The following is an 18,436-nucleotide window of genomic DNA, read 5'->3' as shown; positions in this document are numbered from 1 at the left end:
TCCTTAATGCCCGTAAGTACGAGGTTTGGTGTAATAGTCGATTAAGGGGACACACATGTTGGCGAGTAATACCGCAAAGGCGACACCGTCAGGAAAGCCTCCCCAACTACGAATCATCACCACTAAACTCCCAATAAACAGGCCATAGATAATCCGGCCTTTATTGGTAGTAGAAGCGGTAACGGGATCGGTAGCAATAAAAAATGCCCCAAGCATCGTCGCCCCAGAAAGTAAATGAATAATCGGCGAAGCGGTCGTGCCCGGAGCCAGCAGCATCAACAGTAAACTAGAGACAATCACCCCAGAGAGAAAAGCGACCGGTATATGCCAATTAATCACCCGTAGCTTAATCAATAATAAGCCGCCTGCTAGATAAGCGAGATTCACCCAATCCCAACCAATCCCTGCTAAACCACTGAATGGGGGTAAGGAAAGCGCTTGTGATAGTGTATTGCCAGCATGCAACGCCGTTTTTAAAGCATCCAATGGGGTCGCCATGGTCATGCCATCAATCCCTGTGCGGATCTGCTGTAGCGATAACCCATCTTGATTAAAGCCAGTAAAAATCAGTGATAAAGAATCAACAAACGACACGGATTCTGGGGCTAATTGATGTGGTGCCAACCAACTGGTCATTTGTACTGGAAATGAGATTAACAGGACAACATAAGCCACCATCGCTGGGTTAAATGGATTTTGACCGAGTCCGCCATACAAATGTTTACCGACCACAATGGCAAAAACTAAACCGATGATCACTATCCACCAAGGTGAGAGTGGGGGAATAGCAATAGCAAGCAACCAGGCGGTGACAAGGGCACTATAATCTCGTAAAGCTAAACGTGGTGAGCGTTTGCGCAGTAACATCACTATGGCTTCTAAACCTAAGGCAACGGTTATCGCCAGTATCAATTGGATTAATGTTCCCCAACCAAAAAAATAGCTTTGTGCAACCAATCCGGGCAGGGCACAAATCGCGACCCATTTCATCAACTCAGCGGTGCTGCGCTTGCTATGCGCGTGTGGCGAACTAGCAATAAAAAAGGCCACTATTTTTTCTCCTCAGCGTTATTGGCTTGGTGATTGGTTTGCAGGGCGGCTTTGCGTGCTTTAGCACGAGCAATAGCTGCGGCGACAGCGTCTTTTTTGTCATCATTGGGCGCAGAGGCTGTCGGTTTAGGTGCTGGGCTGGTTGCTGGAGACGAGTCATCAGTAGAAGCCTCTTGCTGGGCGGCTTTACGCGCTTTAGCACGAGCAATGGCTGCGGCGACGGCGTCTTTTTTATCATTGTTAGATGCTGCGACGGTAGGCTCCGGCGCTGGACTGGTTGCTGGAGACGAGTCATCAGTAGAAGCCTCTTGCAGGGCGGCTTTACGCGCTTTAGCACGAGCAATGGCTGCGGCGACAGCGTCTTTTTTGTCATCATTGGGCGCAGAGGCTATCGGTTTAGGCGCTGGGCTGGTTGCTGGAGACGAGTCAGCAGCAGAAGCCTCTTGCAGGGCGGCTTTACGCGCTTTAGCACGAGCAATGGCTGCGGCGACGGCGTCTTTTTTGTCATCATTGGGCGCAGAGGCTATCGGTTTAGGCGCTGGGCTGGTTGCTGGAGACGAGTCATCAGTAGAAGCCTCTTGCAGGGCGGCTTTACGCGCTTTAGCGCGAGCAATGGCTGCGGCGACAGCGTCTTTTTTATCATTGTTAGGCGCAGCAGCTGTAGACTCAGGCACTGTACTCGTAGCTGAAGAGATTTCTTCGACTGGCGACTCTACGGATTGTCTCGCTTCAGCTTGTTTGGCTTTCGCGCGGGCAATGGCAGCAGCAACCGCTGGTTTCACCGCTTTCTCATTACTATCCTCTTGCTGCTTTTGCGCTTTGACTCTCGCAATAGCGGCGGCGATCGCATCATCACTGCCACTATTTTGCATCTCTTTGCGGCGATCTTCGGCAGCTTGTTTAAAGCGCTGTTCTCGTTCGGCTTTATCACGCTCCATGCGGGCTTTTTTCTCTTCAAAGCGCTGCTTCGCACGCTCAGCCGCTTCGGCTTCACGTTTGCGGGTGCGAATTTCCGCTTTCGCTTGACGATAATATTGCACCAAAGGAATTTCACTTGGGCAAACATAAGCGCAAGCGCCACACTCAATGCAATCTTTTAGATTCAGCTCTTCGCATCTATCATATTCTTCAGCTTTGGCGTGCCATTGTAACTGCTGCGGGAGTAGCGACGCGGGGCAGGCGTCGGCACATAAACCACAGCGAATACAGGCCATTTCTGCTTGCGGTGCACTAATTTCTTTGCTGGTCGGCGCTAAGATGCAGTTGCTGGTTTTGGTAATTGGCACCTGAGCATGAGGTAGGGTAAAGCCCATCATCGGCCCGCCCATGATCAAACGCGGTAATTTTTTGTCGGCTTGGTAAGCAAACTTCTCTAGCAGATGCGCAACTGGCGTGCCGAGCAGCGTCCATACATTGGTTGGTTGTTTAAAGGTATTACCGGTTAAGGTAACCACACGTTGAATCAGGGGTTCGCCATCGATGACTGCACGTTTAATCGCATGTATTGAGCCGATATTTTGCATCATCAAACCAATATCCGCCGGAATGCCATTATTAGGCACCTCAAGGTTGGTCAAAATTTTGATCAACTGTTTTTCACCGCCAGAAGGATATTTAGTCGGGATCACTCGGATCAGCAAATCTTTTTCTTTTGCCGCTTGCTCTAATGCTTGGATGGCTTCTGGTTTGTTATCTTCAATGCCGATAATCGTCAGCTTAGGGCGCAATATATGCTCGACAATACTGATCCCTTGAATGATCTCGTCGGCATGGAAGCGCATCAGTGCATCATCGGCAGTAATGTAAGGCTCACATTCAGCTGCGTTAATGATCAATATTTCGGTACGTGATAGCCCAGTTTGAATTTTTTTTGCGGTTGGGAATCCCGCACCGCCCATTCCTGAAATGCCGGCGTTGCGGATGATTTCAATCAGTTGTTCGGCTGAATACTGAGTAAAATCGGCGATTGATTGGCGCTCTATCCACGATTCTTGACCATCAGGGCGTAGCACAATGCACATTTCTGGCAATCCTGAAGGATGAGCGGTTGTGCGTGGTTCTATTGCGATGATTTCTCCAGACGTCGGCGCATGCACTGGCAGCATAAATGTCGTTGTATATTTGGTGAGTGCTTGACCTTTGAGCACCCGCTGCCCGACCTCAACCAGTAGATCGCCCGCTTTACCTATGTGCTGCTTTATTGGCAGAACAAGTTCATGAGCAATGGGAGCATGAGCGATAGCGGTTTGTGTTGATTGCTGTTTATTTTCAGGTGGATGAATGCCACCGGGGAAATCCCAAAGACGACCAGCTTGGATTTGTTCAATTAATGACAACATACCTATCCTTAATGCGCACTTTTTTGCGAATTAGACGCAGGTTCAACGATATTCACGACTGGGATAGCATTCATTTGCCATTTCCACGTTTCGGGAGTGGTCTCTAATGGGATCATCTCGATACAGTCAGTTGGGCAAGGGGCAACACACAAATCACAACCAGTACACTCGTCTTTTATTACGGTATGTAAGGCTTTGGTGCCTCCGACGATAGCATCGACAGGGCAAGCTTGGATGCACTTGGTACAGCCAATACACATATCTTCGTGAATAAAAGCAACGGTTTTGACCTTATTATCCAAATCATGGGCGGATTCTTGAACTTCAACCCCCATTAAATCAGCTAACTTTTCAATCGTCGCTTGGCCACCTGGTGGGCATTTATTAATCGTATCACCATTGGCGATCGCTTCAGCATAAGGTCGACAGCCCGGATAGCCACATTGACCACATTGCGTTTGCGGTAAAATGGCATCGATTTGATCAACAATCGGATCGCCTTCGACTTTGAAGCGAACAGAAGCAAACCCCAAAATAGCCCCAAACACGGCAGCCAGTGCCGCCAGCGCAAGAATGGCGATCAGTAACGTACTCATTTATTTCACCAAACCGGTAAAGCCCATAAAGGCCAAAGACATTAAACCTGCGGTGATCATGGCAATGGAAGCACCTTTAAACGGAGCGGGAACATCGGCGACCTGAATGCGCTCACGCATCGCCGCAAAAAGAATTAGCACCAGAGAAAAGCCAACCGCTGCCCCAAAACCATAAATAATCGATTGGATAAAGTTATGATTTTCATTGATATTGAGCAGCGCTACGCCAAGCACTGCGCAGTTGGTGGTAATTAAGGGTAAGAAAATACCTAATAAACGGTATAAAGTGGGGCTGGTTTTATGAACGACCATCTCCGTAAACTGCACCACCACTGCAATCACCAAAATAAAACTCATGGTGCGCAAATACTCAATACCAAGTGGCGCGAGAATGTAACTTTCAACAAGATAGGCACATACAGAGGCAAGGGTTAGGACGAACGTCGTCGCTAACCCCATACCAATCGCAGTTTCGAGTTTTTTCGACACACCCATAAAAGGGCATAAGCCTAAGAATTTTACCAGTACAAAGTTGTTAACCAGAACAGTGCCGATTAACAGCAAAAAATAGTCGGTCATAGTGATCGTTGTCTTAAATTCCGAGCTGGGCATTATCCTGCTTTGCGCAGTCAATAACAACCGAGTAAAACAAAGGTTTTAGTATGTTGACTACAAAGTATACGTAATAATTGCGGTTAGAGAGTAAATCCTTTGATTGGCAACCTGATGCGAAGAGGAATTTGAACCATTAAGCTAAGATTGTGCTGAACTTTATTGATTGTGCTCGGTCATATTCGCCATAGGTTGTATCCCCTTCCTACCTGCAACTCCAAGTGGTTTGGGTAGAGTTTGTCGATTTACGTTACTCAGGATTGTTGATTGGATTATTTACGTCGCCCTCGTTACCGATTATTCGCCTTACTGTTGATCAGTTGGGTGATGGTGCTGTGTCTGGCGAAAAATAGCGGTGTGTTAAGTTTTTGCCCTGAGGCGTCCTCGGTGCTCGCTGAGCTGGTGTTGGCCGACAACGATACCTTGAGTGAGTCATGCCATTTAACAGAAAAACTGCTGAGTCATCATTTACAACAATTAGTGGAGCTATTTAGCCCATTATTGTGGTTAACGGTTGCGATCATCGTCAGTCAACGGCTGATGAGTCGTTTACCTTTTACCATTTTTCGCGAACCGAGAGTTCCCAAGCGGCGACCCCATCTTCAACTGTGTGTTTTCCATGAATAAAACCAGCATGTATTGGCATTAAAGCTACAAACCTGTTGGTGTTTATTAATAAGGAAAAACCATGTTCCCTGTATTTAGAATCTTCTTAACACGTTTAGTGCGTGTCTGTTTGTTATTAAGCTTATTTAGCTCGTTCTTGGCGCAGGCTGAAGTCGTTGCTACCGATTGGTTGACCGATGCTTATCATCCACCTGTTGCGGTACGTTTGGTGTTAACTGGCCAAAGCGATCCGCAAAGCGGAGAGGCTGCTGGTTATCTGGAGGTAAAGTTAGATAAGGGATGGAAAACCTATTGGCGATCTCCCGGAGAAGGCGGTGTTGCCCCAGAAATTGACTGGTCTGCATCTGAAAATGTGAGTGACTTTCAGTGGCATTGGCCGTTTCCTAGTCGTTTTTCGCTGCTTGGTATTGAAACGATCGGTTATCAAGGTGATACGCTCTTTCCGATCACGCTTAAAATACAAGACTGGCAACAGCCAGTCCTGTTTAAGGCGCGCTTACGGCTCTCATCCTGTTCGACCGTTTGTGTGATCACTGACTATCCCGTTGAGCTGAGCTTTGTTCCTGATCAGTTGATGCCTAGTAGTAATGAAGTGGCGCAATATGCACAGGCGATGAGTCGGGTACCGCAAAAAACGCAGCAATTATTGACATTAGGCGCTGTCTGGGATGAGGCTCAGCAACGTTTACAAATCACCGCACACAACCCACAAGGTTGGCAGCAGCCGGATCTCTTACTTGATGGTCAAAGTGATAAAGTCGCAGAAAGTAGCTTTACTCAACCACGAATTCAGGTTGATGGGCAAAACTTGACGGCGACATTTACTGTTTCTAGTTGGCTCGGTAAAGCGGATTTGAGTGGTGAATCCGTACAAGTTACTTTTGCTGATCAGTCGCTATTGGTTGAACAAACCGTGGCGATTGAATCTGGTCTGATTGAATCCACAACCTCAGGTTGGGGACTGGTGCTGATGTTTGCTAGTGCGTTACTGGGTGGTTTGATTTTAAATGTCATGCCGTGTGTGTTACCGGTATTAGGCATGAAGTTAACGTCAGTGTTGACCTTGGATAAACCGCAGCGTCGTAGTGTCCGCTTGCAGTTTCTCACTTCGGCCGCAGGAATACTCAGTGCTTTTTGGTTGATAGCCATAGGATTATTGGCTCTGAAATGGAGTGGTCAGGCAATCGGCTGGGGTATTCAATTTCAAAGTGCCAGCTTTATTGTTCTAATGCTGCTGATCACCACCTTGTTTGGCGCCAATATGCTCGGCTTATTCGAGTTACGTTTGCCAGTGAGTGCTTCGACATGGATGGCAACGCGCGGCTCCGATCAGCGTTATTTGGGTCATTATTTACAAGGTATGTTCGCAACTTTATTAGCAACGCCTTGTTCGGCGCCTTTTTTAGGCACGGCGGTCGCTTTCGCATTGGGCGCAGACACGCTCACCCTATGGTTTATTTTTACCGGCTTGGGTATAGGTATGGCGCTACCTTGGTTACTGGTGGCACTGTTTCCTCAGCTTGCACTCCGGCTGCCGAAACCGGGTGCGTGGATGAACCGTATAAAAATCCTTTTTGGCTTGATGTTATTGGCCACCTCATTGTGGTTATTAACCCTACTCGCTGCCCATTGGCCGCTGTGGGCAATACTGCTTTATCTGTTATCTACTCTAGCACTGTGTGTTTGGCAAGGATGGAGACACTACGGCGCTCAGCGTATCGTTCTCTTCGTGCTCATTACCGTATTGTCTTTTGGCGCTGGTCTGTGGCTGGCCAAACTCAGTACCACTCATGGACTGACTCAGCTTACTGACGATTTACCCTGGCAGCCACTGATAGCAGAGCAAATTGCTGAGCATGTAGAGCAAGGTAAAGTGGTGTTGGTTGATGTCACAGCTGACTGGTGCATTACTTGTAAGGTCAATAAAATGAACGTGTTATTACAAAATCCCGTTCATAAAGCTCTACAGAAAGAAGAGGTGGTTTTGATACGCGGCGATTGGACGCTGCCCAGTGAATCGGTTACTCGTTTTTTACAAAACCATGGCCGATTTGGTGTGCCGTTTAATATCGTTTATGGCCCTCAAGCTCCGCAAGGCATTGCTCTGCCCGTGTTATTAACCGATCGTGCGGTGATGGATGCCTTGCGTCAGGCAAAAGGAGAAGCACGATGAAGAAAAAGCGCTTATTACATCTAGGACGTGAGTGGTTGATGGTTGGTTTGCTACTGATCGTCGTTTCTGTGGCTATCGATCAATGGCGTAGCCAACAGATGCCAGAGCGTAATCAATTCAGTTTACAGGCGGTGGATCTCCAAGGTCAGTCAATCGATATTCAAGCCATGAGTGCAGAGAAACCCATGGTGATCTATTTTTGGGCCAGTTGGTGCAATATATGTCGCTTTGTCACCCCAACAGTCAATTGGCTCAGTCAATACTACCCAACGTTAGGTATTGCGCTCTCTTCTGGTAGCGATGAGCAGATACGACGTTATTTGGCTTATCATGACATTGAATTTCCTCAGCTTAACGATCCTCGCAGTCAAATAGGACAGGATTGGCATATACGTTACACGCCAACAATCATGATAGTCCATCAAGGGAAAATTGAATTTATTACCAGCGGTTTGACCACTCCATGGGGATTATTGGCTCGTTTGTGGCTAGCAAGTTATCCCCTTGCTACTTGAAGCTGCAGGGGGGTTGGCCACGTTCGTTCACCCCAATCACATAGCCTATCTATGCTCATGGGGACTTACTCACTTGCCGCCTACCTGCAACTCCAAGTTGTTTGGGTATAGTCATTATTAAATAAAGGATAAAACATGAAAATCTACAAAATGGTGTTGACCGGCTTATTAGCCACCTTTTCACTGAGTAGTGCTGCTGCATTGACGGTAGAGCAAACCAAACAGTTGGCGGATATTGAACAAATTTTACAACGTAATCCGCAAGTGATTGAGAATTTACACAGCACGTTACGTATGTACGAGCAACAAGCCAATCGTTTTGAGCAGGTATTAAAGGATAATCAAGCCTATTTATACAACAACCCTGATCACCCGAGTTTTGGTGCTCAAGACCCTGAATTAACGCTGATTTTTTTCACCGATTACAGCTGCCCGTGGTGTAAAAAACTCGATCCGGTATTGCATGAGTTGGTCAAACGTTACCCGACGATCAAAGTGGTGAGTGTGCTGGTGCCGCTGAAAGAACTCGATAGTCCAGTTAATTCGGCCAGCTATGCATTAAACCTATGGCAGACGGACCAACAAAAATTTACTCAAGCGGATGAATTGTTGGTCAAAAAACCGGGCGCGCATAATCCACAGTCGTTACTGCAAGTCGCTCAAAAAACCGATACCAGCCAAGCGCTGAATGCACAGGAAAAAACCCAACAACAATTGGCGAAAAACTATCAGCTATTTAGTGAATTAGGGCTAAACGGTACGCCGGCGCTGTTAATTGGCCAGCAAATTATTCCCGGCTATCTACCGCTAGATAAGTTAGCGCCATTAATTCGTGAAAAACTCGCGAAATAATCTTTCACTTAGCAAGTGATTTCTATTTGTTGAGGAAATGCAATAGGTGCTGATCTATTTTTTGTTGTTATTGTGCAAGAAATTGTAAGTAAAAATGACATTTCCTTAACATTGCGCTCACGTTGACAGAACAAAAATTGACTTTAGCTCAATACCTCTCTGCTAATCTGCTGTTCACCTCGCTTTCCGCAGGAATAACATCTGCTACGACACGCAGCTAATTGAAGCTGTATACATGGAGTGATCATTGAGATGAATAGGTTAACGAGAGCTATTATTATTGCTATGTTGCTGGGTATTGCTACCGGACAAGGTATTCGTTGGTATACCCCTGTTCAGCCAGAAGAGTTTGCCAATAACATAACCCTAATCACGGATGTGTTTTTACGGCTGATCAACATGATTATTGCCCCTTTAGTGTTTACCACGTTAACCGTCGGCATTGCTAAAATGGGAGATACGACAACGGTTGGGCGTATAGGAATTAAAACCTTAATGTGGTTTATGATGGCGTCAATGATGTCATTAATTCTTGGCTTGGTGATGGTGACCATTCTGTCCCCAGGTGTTGGTTTACATTTAGATATTCCTTCCAGTTCCCTAGCCAGTGGTGTTGATGCACAAGCACTAAGCTTCCGGGACTTTGTTATTCACGCTGTACCAAGAAGCGTGATTGAAGCCATGGCCAGTAATCAAATTCTACAAATTGTGGTGTTTTCTCTATTTTTTGGTCTAGCTGCTGCCGCTATTGGTGCTCCAGCTTACCCAGTAATTGATATGCTAAAAAGTGTGTCAGAGATCATGCTGAAGGTAACCGCTTATGTGATGAACTTTGCTCCATTTGCTGTCTTTGCGGCAATCAGTGCCATGGTGGCTAAAGAAGGAATGGGGATTTTGAGTACCTATGGTACGTTCATGGGGCAATTTTATCTCTCACTCAGTATATTGTGGGGCGCATTATTGTTGATGGGAGCCTTGGTGCTTGGGCGACGCGTGTTTACTCTGTTTCGCATGATACGTGAGCCAATACTGTTGGCATTTTCAACGGCAAGTTCAGAATCTGCCTATCCAAAAACGCTAGAAAGTTTAAGTGCTTTTGGTACTCCTAAGCGAATTTCTAGTTTTGTATTACCGATGGGCTACTCATTTAATCTTGATGGTTCGATGATGTACTGCACCTTTGCCGTTATGTTTATCGCCCAAGCTTATGGGATTGAGTTAACCATGGCACAACAAGTGACCATGTTACTCATTTTAATGGTCACGTCTAAAGGTATGGCAGGCGTGCCTCGCGCGTCATTAGTGGTGATCGCCGCCACGCTCCATCAATTTCACATCCCTGATGCGGGCATATTGTTATTACTCGGCATTGATCACTTCCTAGATATGGGACGTTCAGCGACCAATGTATTGGGTAATGCGATTGCTGCTGGTGTCGTGGCGAAAAGTGAAGAGGGTAATGAAACCCCGCTTGAAGAAAATGTGGCTTAACCGCTAGGTTAATCGAGTTATGTTGTTGCCTTCTCAGTTGTGAGAAATATAAATAGACTAAAAGCAAAAAAGACGCCCTAGGACGTCTTTTTTCTGGAATTTGGCTCCCCCTGCGGGACTCGAACCTGCGACATACGGATTAACAGTCCGCCGTTCTACCAACTGAACTAAGGGGGAATAGTTTTGCGGCGAGAATACTACTTATCCGCTCTTTTTCTGTCAATATCTACCCCTTAAAAAATCATAGATATTTTTGATGATAGAGACTTTACTTTTCTGTACTCCTTATCAGGCATGCGTTGCATTTACTTATCCACCAATTTTGTGGATAAGTGTATAAGGGGATTTGTAAAATTAGCCGTAGTTCCAATTGTTATCATACTCCCGCCAGTGTAATCGATTGCTTTTTATGGCTAGTATTTTGACTTTATAGGATTTTTTAGTTTTACCCACAGATTGTTCAGGTGTAGTTGTCAGATTCATGATTATTGCAGTGATGCGAGGTCGAGAGTCTTTTTGTGGATAAGTAATGGGATGTTTTTTGTACCAAAGGGATAATCGTTACGCGTTTTTAGTGTTAACACCTAAACTACTTGCGAGTTTGCAGCGCTGACCGGACAATAGTCATTCAAAGCAATGAATGCAGCAGGATAATGGGTAATGAGCAAAACGTTTGAGCTGGTCTCTGAATACCAACCCTCTGGCGATCAGCCGGAGGCAATTGAACGATTATTGGCAGGCATTGATGCGGGATTGGCGCACCAAACCTTATTGGGAGTAACGGGATCGGGAAAAACCTTCACGTTAGCGAATGTGATAGCTCAAGCCCAACGCCCAACCATTTTATTAGCACCGAATAAAACATTAGCGGCCCAGCTTTATGGTGAGATGAAAAGTTTTTTTCCTCACAATGCGGTGGAGTATTTTGTCTCATACTATGATTACTATCAGCCGGAAGCGTATGTTCCAACTACCGATACCTTTATCGAAAAAGATGCTTCGGTTAACTCTCATATTGAACAGATGCGCCTATCGGCGACCAAAGCGCTATTAGAGCGTAAAGATGCGATCATCGTCGCTTCGGTATCGGCAATTTATGGCTTGGGCGACCCCGATTCTTACCTAAAAATGATGTTGCATCTAAGACGCGGCGATGTGCTTAACCAACGTGACATGTTACGGCGCTTAGCAGAGTTGCAATACAGCCGTAATGATGTTGCTTTTGAGCGCGGTCAGTTTCGGGTTCGCGGTGAGGTGATTGATATTTTCCCAGCCGAATCGGAGCAAGAAGCGGTTCGGGTTGAAATGTTCGACGATGAAATTGAGTGCATCAGTCTGTTTGACCCATTAACGGGTGTCATTCGCCAGCGTGATTTGGCGCGTTTTACCGTTTACCCCAAAACCCATTATGTAACACCTCGCGAGCGGATTCTTGATGCGATTGAACAGATCAAACAAGAGTTACAACTTCGGCGTCAAACCCTGTTAGATAATAATAAGCTATTGGAAGAGCAGCGCATCTCACAACGGACACAATTTGATATCGAAATGATGAATGAACTGGGTTTTTGTTCAGGCATTGAAAACTATTCTCGATATTTAAGTGGTCGTAGCGCTGGTGAACCGCCACCGACCTTATTTGATTACTTGCCTCACGATGGTTTATTGGTAATTGATGAATCACACGTGACGGTACCGCAAATTGGCGCCATGTATAAAGGCGACCGCTCACGCAAAGAAACCTTGGTTGAATTTGGCTTTCGTTTACCGTCAGCGTTGGATAACCGACCTTTAAAATTTGAAGAGTTTGAAGCCTTAGCACCGCAAACGATTTTTGTATCTGCAACGCCGAGTGTCTATGAATTAGAGAAATCCGCAGGTGATGTGGTTGAGCAGGTCGTCCGGCCAACGGGGTTACTCGACCCTGAGATTGAAGTACGTCCCGTAGCCACTCAAGTTGATGACCTATTATCAGAAATACGCATTCGGGCCGCCAAAGAGGAACGAGTGCTCGTAACGACACTGACTAAGCGTATGGCGGAAGACTTGACCGAGTATTTACACGAGCACGGGGTAAAAGTGCGCTATTTACACTCGGATATTGATACCGTTGAACGGGTGGAGATTATTCGTGATTTACGACTAGGAGTGTTTGATGTCTTAGTTGGGATCAACTTATTACGCGAAGGTCTGGATATGCCGGAAGTATCCTTAGTCGCGATTTTAGATGCTGATAAAGAAGGTTTTTTACGTTCAGAGCGCTCATTGATCCAGACTATAGGTCGCGCTGCGCGTCATTTGCGTGGTAAGGCGATTTTGTACGGGGACAACATTACCAAGTCAATGCGTAAAGCGATTGATGAAACCGAGCGTCGCCGTGAGAAGCAGCAAGCGTATAACCAACAGCGGGGAATAGAACCTCAAGCGCTAAGACGCAGCATTAAAGATATTATGGAATTAGGCGATGCGACGAAGCCGAAACAGCAGAAAGCGAGCAAAGTTGTGCCACTTGCTAAGGTTGCTGAACCCGGTGCGAGTTATGACTTACTCACTCCCCAGCAGTTAGAAAAGCAGATCATGAAGCTCGAAGCTGAAATGTACAAACACGCACAAGATCTCGAATTTGAATTGGCGGCTCAAAAGCGCGATCAAATTACGCAGTTACGTCAGCAGTTTATCGCTAATAGCTAGAGTATATAAGAGTTGCATACGGGATAATGGTAATAAGGAGTTTGCAAAATGCGACTCTTGATGCAACAATTAAGCAAAATGCAAAAATAAAATGGCTGGGTAGGCAATTGAGCGAAAATAACGTTAAAACCAAGTATCTATTGATGGTTGAGGATACGGCTTCTGTGGCAGCATTGTACCGATCCTATCTGACTCCGCTAGAGATTGACATTAATATCGTCAGCACCGGGCGCGATGCGATAGAGAGCCTTAACCGACGAACGCCCGACTTAATCCTGTTAGATTTACGTTTGCCTGATATGACAGGAATGGATGTGCTTGCCGCTGTAAAAAAACAATCTCCCGATGTGCCGATCATCTTTATGACCGCACATGGTTCGATCGATACTGCGGTCGAGGCGATGCGTCAAGGTGCGCAAGACTTTCTGATTAAGCCGTGTGAGGCGGATCGGCTACGTATTACCGTCAATAATGCGATGCGCAAAGCGAATAAGCTTAAAAGCGAAAATTACGATCCAAATAATCAAAACTATCAAGGTTTTATTGGCAGTAGCCAAACGATGCAGGCGGTATATCGCACGATTGATTCCGCAGCGAGCAGTAAAGCCAGCATTTTTATTACCGGCGAGAGTGGTACTGGTAAAGAAGTGTGCGCCGAAGCGATTCATGCCGCCAGTAAGCGAGGCGACAAACCGTTTATCGCCATCAACTGTGCTGCGATTCCAAAAGACTTAATTGAAAGTGAACTTTTTGGTCACGTCAAAGGTGCCTTTACCGGAGCCGCCTCAGATAGACAGGGCGCTGCGGAGTTGGCTGATGGTGGAACGCTCTTTTTGGATGAGCTGTGCGAGATGGATCTTGATCTGCAAACCAAATTATTGCGTTTTATCCAGACTGGTACTTTTCAAAAAGTCGGCTCTTCTAAGCTACACAGTGTCGATGTGCGCTTTGTTTGTGCGACGAACCGTGATCCCTGGAAAGAAGTTCAACAAGGCCGTTTTCGCGAAGACTTATATTACCGTTTATACGTGATTCCATTACATTTACCGCCACTACGAGAACGGGGCGATGATGTGATTGAAATTGCTTATTCATTATTAGGTCATATGGCGAAAGAGGAAGGCAAAGGATTTGTTCGCCTCTCTTCAGAAGTAACAGAGCGTTTTAAGCATTATGAATGGCCAGGTAATGTGCGTCAGTTACAAAACGTACTGCGTAATGTTGTGGTATTGAATGATGGACAAGAAATTACCTTATCGATGCTGCCTCCGCCACTCAATGCGCCAAGAATGGCAGAGCCTACCTTTTTGTCTCAGAATGAGAAGGTGCTTTCTGTGCATGATATTTTTCCGTTATGGCTAACGGAAAAGCAAGCGATAGAAAAAGCCATTGAAGTGTGTGATGGCAATATTCCAAGAGCGGCGAGTTATTTGGATGTCAGTCCCTCAACGATTTATCGCAAACTGCAAACCTGGAATGAAAAAGAGCAGGAAAAGGAGCGTTAGAGACGTTATGCAGTGGATGAATACCGAAAAAATTGATGCATTGGCTCAAGAGATTGGCAAAGAGAATATTCCTATCTTAATGGATATTTTTTTAGGTGAACTTCGCCTTTATCATCAGCAGCTCACTCAAGGGGCTGATGGCGGCAATATGACTTACTTAATTGAAATTAGTCATGCTCTTAAAAGCAGTGCCGCCAGTTTTGGTGCCGATAAGCTGTGTGCTTTTGCGACACAAATCGATAGCAATGCCAAGCAGGGGATTGCAATGAATGAAGAAACAGAAACGGCTAAGATGCTAGAGATACTCAGCGAAACTACCCAGTGTTATGCTCAGTTACAAAGCGCGGTGCATTAACCGCTTCAAACCTGTCTTATAACAAGGCGCATTTTACTGGAAGGAAAATCAGTGTTAGCGGAACGAGCTGGGCAAATGGTGATTTTTGCTACTTTGGTGCAGCAAAAAGGCTTTACCGCTGCCGCCAAGCAATTGGGGGTATCGGTCTCTCATGTCAGTAAACAGTTGGCTTTACTTGAAGCGTCTTTGGGAATTAAGTTGGTACAACGTACAACGCGGAGTGTCACCATTACCGAAGCGGGGCAAGGTTTTTATCGGCATTGTGCCGAGTTACTTCGTTTGGTCGATGAAGCGCAAGCTGAAGTTGAAAGTCAGCGTGATGAAGTCGCTGGGCTGCTGCGTTTGGGTTTATCGCAATCTTTTGGCACTTTACATGTTTTACCTGCGCTAGAATCGTTGCGTCAACGTTATCCTGAGCTACAAGTCGAGGTCCACCTGTTTGATCATCGTGTTGACATGTTACAAGAGGGGCTCGATTTATGGATAACCAGCAATGAGCATATACCTCAGGGATACATTGCTCAGCGTCTAGCGGATAGCCGTTTTGTTGTGGTCGCCTCACCGGACTATTTACTACACCATGGTACGCCGCATACTCCGGAAGCGTTATCAGAGCACAATTGTTTGATTTATCGAAGTTGGGATCGTGACTATACCCGTTGGTCTTTTGCAAAATCGGATCACAAGTTGACCATACAAGTTTCGGGTAACTACTCGGTTGATTTAGCGGAAGCGGTACGTGATGCTGCAGTGGCTGGATGGGGGGTAGCGTATCTAGCGACGTATCTGCTTAAAGATGAATTTCGTCACGGACAATTGATTCAATTATTGCCAGATTGGCACGCCAACCAAAATATGCCGTTTTATGCGGTTTATCCTAGCCGCCAGCATATGCCTAAGAAAACGTCGGCGGTGATCGACTTTATCAAAGACAAATTAGCGAGTCCTTGTTACTGGGACAGCCGCTTAGAGCCTTATGTGCGCTTCGCATCGACAGGATGCTAAGTCTGCCACCTACTTAATGTTTCAATCTCCCCCTGTTTTTCTTGTCTGGCAACATTGGTCGTCTATGCATGAATTTGTTCTTTTTCTTAAGTAATTCTTTCCATGACTAGAAACATTATTTCCATATAGAAATAGTATCAAAAAGCAAACGTTTGTTTTGTTGAAATTCAATGGCTTAAATAGTCAGTGATCGCGTGGATTATTTTTGATCTACTCCGTTAACATTTGCTACTTGCGTATCTACTTTTGCGCTATAGAATGCCTCGCCTTGCATTATTAGTAACTTTTCGGATTGGATTTATGATCTCATTACTTGGTGTGATAGCCATTTTAAGCGTTGCTTGGCTATTTTCTGCAGATAGAAAAAATATTCGACTTAGAACGGTCGGTTTGGCTTTTTTGTTGCAAGTAGGTTTCGCCCTGTTGGTGCTCTACGTGCCAGCAGGTAAAGATATACTCAATGGGGTGACAGGCGCCGTTGCTCATTTGATCGATTATGGCCAAGAAGGGATCAGCTTTATCTTTGGTGGGTTAGCCAGTGAGAAAGTAGGCTTTGTATTTGCCATTCATGTCCTTGGTATCATTATCTTTTTCTCTGCGTTAATTTCCGGGTTATACCATATTGGCTTGATGCCGAAAGTGATTAATTTGATTGGCGGAGCGCTACAAAAATTACTGGGTACTGGCCGAGCAGAATCGCTGTCAGCAACCGCCAATATTTTTGTGGGTATGATTGAAGCTCCCCTTGTGGTTAAGCCTTATTTAAAGCAGATGAGTGATTCACAGTTTTTTGCGGTGATGACTTGTGGTTTGGCATCGGTTGCCGGAGGCACCTTGGTCGGTTATGCGTCATTGGGCGTCAATTTGAACTATTTGATTGCCGCCGCGTTTATGTCTGCGCCTGCCGGTTTATTAATGGCAAAAATGTTGTTTCCAGAAACGGAAACTTACCAACAAAAGGCCGAAATCGATATTGATATTCCAAAGGCAACCAATGTCGTCGAAGCGATGGCTGATGGGGCGATGTCTGGACTACGAATTGCGGTTGCGGTCGGCGCGACACTGCTGGCTTTTGTTAGCGTGATTGCCTTACTCAATGGTCTATTAGGCTGGGTAGGGGACGGGATCGGCATCACATTAAGTTTTGAGCTGATACTGGGGTATTTATTTGCACCAATAGCATGGTTATTGGGCATTCCATGGCATGAGGCGATTACCGCCGGATCGCTGATTGGTAATAAAATCGTCATCAATGAGTTTGTCGCTTTTATTCAATTCATCAACGTACAATCACAATTGAGTGAACATTCGCAAGCGATCATAACGTTTGCTTTATGTGGTTTTGCTAATATTTCGACGATGGCGGTCTTGATCGGTGGCTTGGGGAGTTTAGTACCAGAGCGGCGCAGTTTTATCTCTCAATATGGTTTTAGAGCGATTGGGGCTGGCGTTTTGGCTAATTTAATGAGCGCTGCATTGGCTGGTGTGATCTTATCACTATAAATATAAACGGGGCGAGAGAGATTATTACTCGCCCCGTTTTTGTCTCACATGTTACTTCTCATTGTTAATCAGAGATAATTAATGCGAGTGATTAAAGTTGCGTTTTATCTTGAGTATGGAACTGTTCGCACGCCATCATGGTGTTTTCAATTAAACTTGCTACCGTCATCGGGCCAACCCCACCAGGAACCGGAGTGATAAAACTGGCTCGTGTGCGTGCAACTTCAAAATCGATATCACCAATCAATTGTCCAGAAGCAAGACGGTTGATACCGACATCAATCACTACAGCTCCTTCTTTCACCCAAGATCCGGGAATAAAATTAGGCTTACCGACCGCGACGACTAAAATGTCGGCTTGACGAACATGGTGTTCAAGATCTTTAGTGAAACGATGGCAGGTTGTCGTTGTACAGCCTGCCAGTAGTAATTCGAGACTCATTGGACGCCCTACAATATTCGATGCACCAACGACAACGGCATGTTTACTCCGCAATTCGATATTGTAACGTTCTAATAAGGTAATGATCCCCTTAGGGGTGCAAGAGCGCAGTTTAGGGATACGCTGAGCTAAGCGACCGAGATTATAAGGATGAAATCCATCGACATCTTTATCCGGTACAATTCGCTCTAGTACTTGGGTCGTATCAATGCCAGCAGGTAGAGGAAGTTGAACAAGAATACCGTCAATAGTGTCGTCTTGATTCAACGTATCGATTAACGCTAAGAGCTCTGCTTCGCCCGTTGTTGCCGGTAGATCATAAGATTTCGAGACAAATCCGACTTCTTCACAGGCGCGACGTTTGCTGCCGACATAGACTTGCGAAGCCGGATCTTCGCCGACAAGAACAACCGCAAGTCCAGGAGCCCGTAGTCCCAAATCGGTGCGGGCTTTTACTCGTGCTGCGACTTCAGATCGCACCGTTTGCGAGATTAATTTTCCATCAATATATTGAGCCGTCATAACATTCCTTACTTACACTGCAAAGCACAAAATTTTGCGCGCATTGTGGCAGATGACAAGCAAAATATCTATAAGCAAACGTTTGCTATTTGATTTTTAATGTTTGTGCGGATTTTTCTGTTTCAAATTCGGTAAAGATGATCCGCTAAATAGTGATG

15 protein-coding genes and 1 tRNA gene are annotated in these 18,436 nt (G+C 45.7%); 10 read left to right on the top strand and 6 right to left on the bottom strand.

Annotation, left to right across the window (positions count from 1 at the left end; translation table 11 throughout):
* Positions 1–3 precede the first annotated feature (3 nt).
* Genes rsxD through rsxA form a run of 4 tightly spaced genes read right to left on the bottom strand, consistent with a single transcriptional unit; the run spans position 4 to position 4,564 of the window.
* Complete coding sequence (gene rsxD, locus FKN88_RS11435) at positions 4–1,050, bottom strand: electron transport complex subunit RsxD (RefSeq protein ID WP_158138126.1); 1,047 nt, start codon at positions 1,048–1,050, stop codon at positions 4–6.
* Complete coding sequence (gene rsxC / locus FKN88_RS11430) at positions 1,050–3,389, bottom strand: electron transport complex subunit RsxC (protein ID WP_154168671.1); 2,340 nt, start codon at positions 3,387–3,389, stop codon at positions 1,050–1,052. Before rsxC ends, rsxD begins: the two co-directional genes overlap by 1 nt.
* An 8-nt stretch (positions 3,390–3,397) precedes the next feature.
* Positions 3,398–3,985 (bottom strand): electron transport complex subunit RsxB, encoded by a 588-nt coding sequence (rsxB, locus tag FKN88_RS11425; RefSeq protein WP_004395668.1) that lies wholly within the window; start codon positions 3,983–3,985, stop codon positions 3,398–3,400.
* The gene (gene rsxA, locus FKN88_RS11420; RefSeq protein WP_004395667.1) at positions 3,986–4,564 is read right to left on the bottom strand and encodes an electron transport complex subunit RsxA; all 579 of its coding nucleotides are present in this window, start codon (positions 4,562–4,564) and stop codon (positions 3,986–3,988) included.
* A 300-nt stretch (positions 4,565–4,864) separates the two neighbouring features.
* On the opposite strand from rsxA, the gene FKN88_RS11415 reads away from it, so the two are divergent.
* The 5 genes from FKN88_RS11415 (at position 4,865) to FKN88_RS11395 (ending at position 10,255) form a co-directional block, all read left to right on the top strand.
* Complete coding sequence (locus tag FKN88_RS11415) at positions 4,865–5,224, top strand: hypothetical protein (protein WP_154168669.1); 360 nt, start codon at positions 4,865–4,867, stop codon at positions 5,222–5,224.
* Positions 5,225–5,285: 61 nt separating this feature from the next.
* Complete coding sequence (locus FKN88_RS11410) at positions 5,286–7,397, top strand: protein-disulfide reductase DsbD (RefSeq protein ID WP_306687574.1); 2,112 nt, start codon at positions 5,286–5,288, stop codon at positions 7,395–7,397.
* Positions 7,394–7,912: a protein disulfide oxidoreductase gene (locus tag FKN88_RS11405; protein ID WP_154168665.1), complete on the top strand. Its 519-nt coding sequence runs from the start codon at positions 7,394–7,396 to the stop codon at positions 7,910–7,912. Before FKN88_RS11410 ends, FKN88_RS11405 begins: the two co-directional genes overlap by 4 nt.
* A 135-nt stretch (positions 7,913–8,047) precedes the next feature.
* Positions 8,048–8,764 (top strand): DsbA family protein, encoded by a 717-nt coding sequence (locus tag FKN88_RS11400; RefSeq protein WP_154168663.1) that lies wholly within the window; start codon positions 8,048–8,050, stop codon positions 8,762–8,764.
* A 252-nt stretch (positions 8,765–9,016) separates the two neighbouring features.
* A complete protein-coding gene (locus FKN88_RS11395) occupies positions 9,017–10,255 on the top strand; it encodes a dicarboxylate/amino acid:cation symporter (RefSeq protein WP_004395664.1) in 1,239 nt (412 codons plus the stop codon).
* A 101-nt stretch (positions 10,256–10,356) separates the two neighbouring features.
* Here FKN88_RS11395 and FKN88_RS11390 read toward each other — a convergent pair.
* A tRNA-Asn gene (locus FKN88_RS11390) sits at positions 10,357–10,432 on the bottom strand.
* A gap of 483 nt (positions 10,433–10,915) precedes the next feature.
* Between FKN88_RS11390 and uvrB the strand changes: the two genes are divergently transcribed.
* From uvrB to FKN88_RS11365, 5 genes are all read left to right on the top strand, one after another.
* The gene (uvrB, locus tag FKN88_RS11385; RefSeq protein WP_154168661.1) at positions 10,916–12,946 is read left to right on the top strand and encodes an excinuclease ABC subunit UvrB; all 2,031 of its coding nucleotides are present in this window, start codon (positions 10,916–10,918) and stop codon (positions 12,944–12,946) included.
* A gap of 143 nt (positions 12,947–13,089) precedes the next feature.
* Positions 13,090–14,451, top strand: a complete 1,362-nt coding sequence (gene luxO, locus FKN88_RS11380; protein ID WP_154168659.1) for a quorum-sensing sigma-54 dependent transcriptional regulator LuxO — start codon at positions 13,090–13,092, stop codon at positions 14,449–14,451.
* A 7-nt stretch (positions 14,452–14,458) separates the two neighbouring features.
* A complete protein-coding gene (luxU, locus tag FKN88_RS11375) occupies positions 14,459–14,806 on the top strand; it encodes a quorum-sensing phosphorelay protein LuxU (protein ID WP_154168657.1) in 348 nt (115 codons plus the stop codon).
* A gap of 51 nt (positions 14,807–14,857) precedes the next feature.
* Positions 14,858–15,811 carry a LysR family transcriptional regulator gene (locus FKN88_RS11370; RefSeq protein WP_158144093.1) on the top strand — a complete coding sequence of 318 codons (954 nt, stop codon included), beginning with the start codon at positions 14,858–14,860 and terminating at the stop codon, positions 15,809–15,811.
* 300 nt (positions 15,812–16,111) lie between these two features.
* Positions 16,112–17,314, top strand: coding sequence for a NupC/NupG family nucleoside CNT transporter (locus FKN88_RS11365; protein WP_154168655.1), 1,203 nt, complete (start codon positions 16,112–16,114; stop codon positions 17,312–17,314).
* A 91-nt stretch (positions 17,315–17,405) separates the two neighbouring features.
* Here the strand turns inward: FKN88_RS11365 and folD are convergent, their stop codons facing one another.
* Positions 17,406–18,278 carry a bifunctional methylenetetrahydrofolate dehydrogenase/methenyltetrahydrofolate cyclohydrolase FolD gene (gene folD / locus FKN88_RS11360; protein WP_154168653.1) on the bottom strand — a complete coding sequence of 291 codons (873 nt, stop codon included), beginning with the start codon at positions 18,276–18,278 and terminating at the stop codon, positions 17,406–17,408.
* Positions 18,279–18,436 lie beyond the last annotated feature (158 nt).

It is taken from the genome of Vibrio sp. 2017_1457_13 (genome assembly GCF_030851525.1).
Taxonomy (GTDB): Bacteria; Pseudomonadota; Gammaproteobacteria; order Enterobacterales; family Vibrionaceae; genus Vibrio; species Vibrio metschnikovii.
Note: the sequence above shows the minus strand (reverse complement) of the source record. Positions and strands in the feature narration are given on the sequence as shown.

Bases quoted from the DNA above. Each gene is read 5' to 3' on its own strand.
- rsxA (WP_004395667.1), bottom strand. From the start codon at position 4,564: ATGACCGACTATTTTTTGCTGTTAATCGGCACTGTTCTGGTTAACAAC.
- luxO (WP_154168659.1), top strand. From the start codon at position 13,090: ATGGTTGAGGATACGGCTTCTGTGGCAGCATTGTACCGATCCTATCTG.
- uvrB (WP_154168661.1), top strand. From the start codon at position 10,916: ATGAGCAAAACGTTTGAGCTGGTCTCTGAATACCAACCCTCTGGCGAT.
- FKN88_RS11400 (WP_154168663.1), top strand. From the start codon at position 8,048: ATGAAAATCTACAAAATGGTGTTGACCGGCTTATTAGCCACCTTTTCA.
- FKN88_RS11405 (WP_154168665.1), top strand. From the start codon at position 7,394: ATGAAGAAAAAGCGCTTATTACATCTAGGACGTGAGTGGTTGATGGTT.
- rsxB (WP_004395668.1), bottom strand. From the start codon at position 3,985: ATGAGTACGTTACTGATCGCCATTCTTGCGCTGGCGGCACTGGCTGCC.
- FKN88_RS11410 (WP_306687574.1), top strand. From the start codon at position 5,286: ATGTTCCCTGTATTTAGAATCTTCTTAACACGTTTAGTGCGTGTCTGT.
- FKN88_RS11395 (WP_004395664.1), top strand. From the start codon at position 9,017: ATGAATAGGTTAACGAGAGCTATTATTATTGCTATGTTGCTGGGTATT.
- FKN88_RS11365 (WP_154168655.1), top strand. From the start codon at position 16,112: ATGATCTCATTACTTGGTGTGATAGCCATTTTAAGCGTTGCTTGGCTA.
- folD (WP_154168653.1), bottom strand. From the start codon at position 18,278: ATGACGGCTCAATATATTGATGGAAAATTAATCTCGCAAACGGTGCGA.
- rsxC (WP_154168671.1), bottom strand. From the start codon at position 3,389: ATGTTGTCATTAATTGAACAAATCCAAGCTGGTCGTCTTTGGGATTTC.
- luxU (WP_154168657.1), top strand. From the start codon at position 14,459: ATGCAGTGGATGAATACCGAAAAAATTGATGCATTGGCTCAAGAGATT.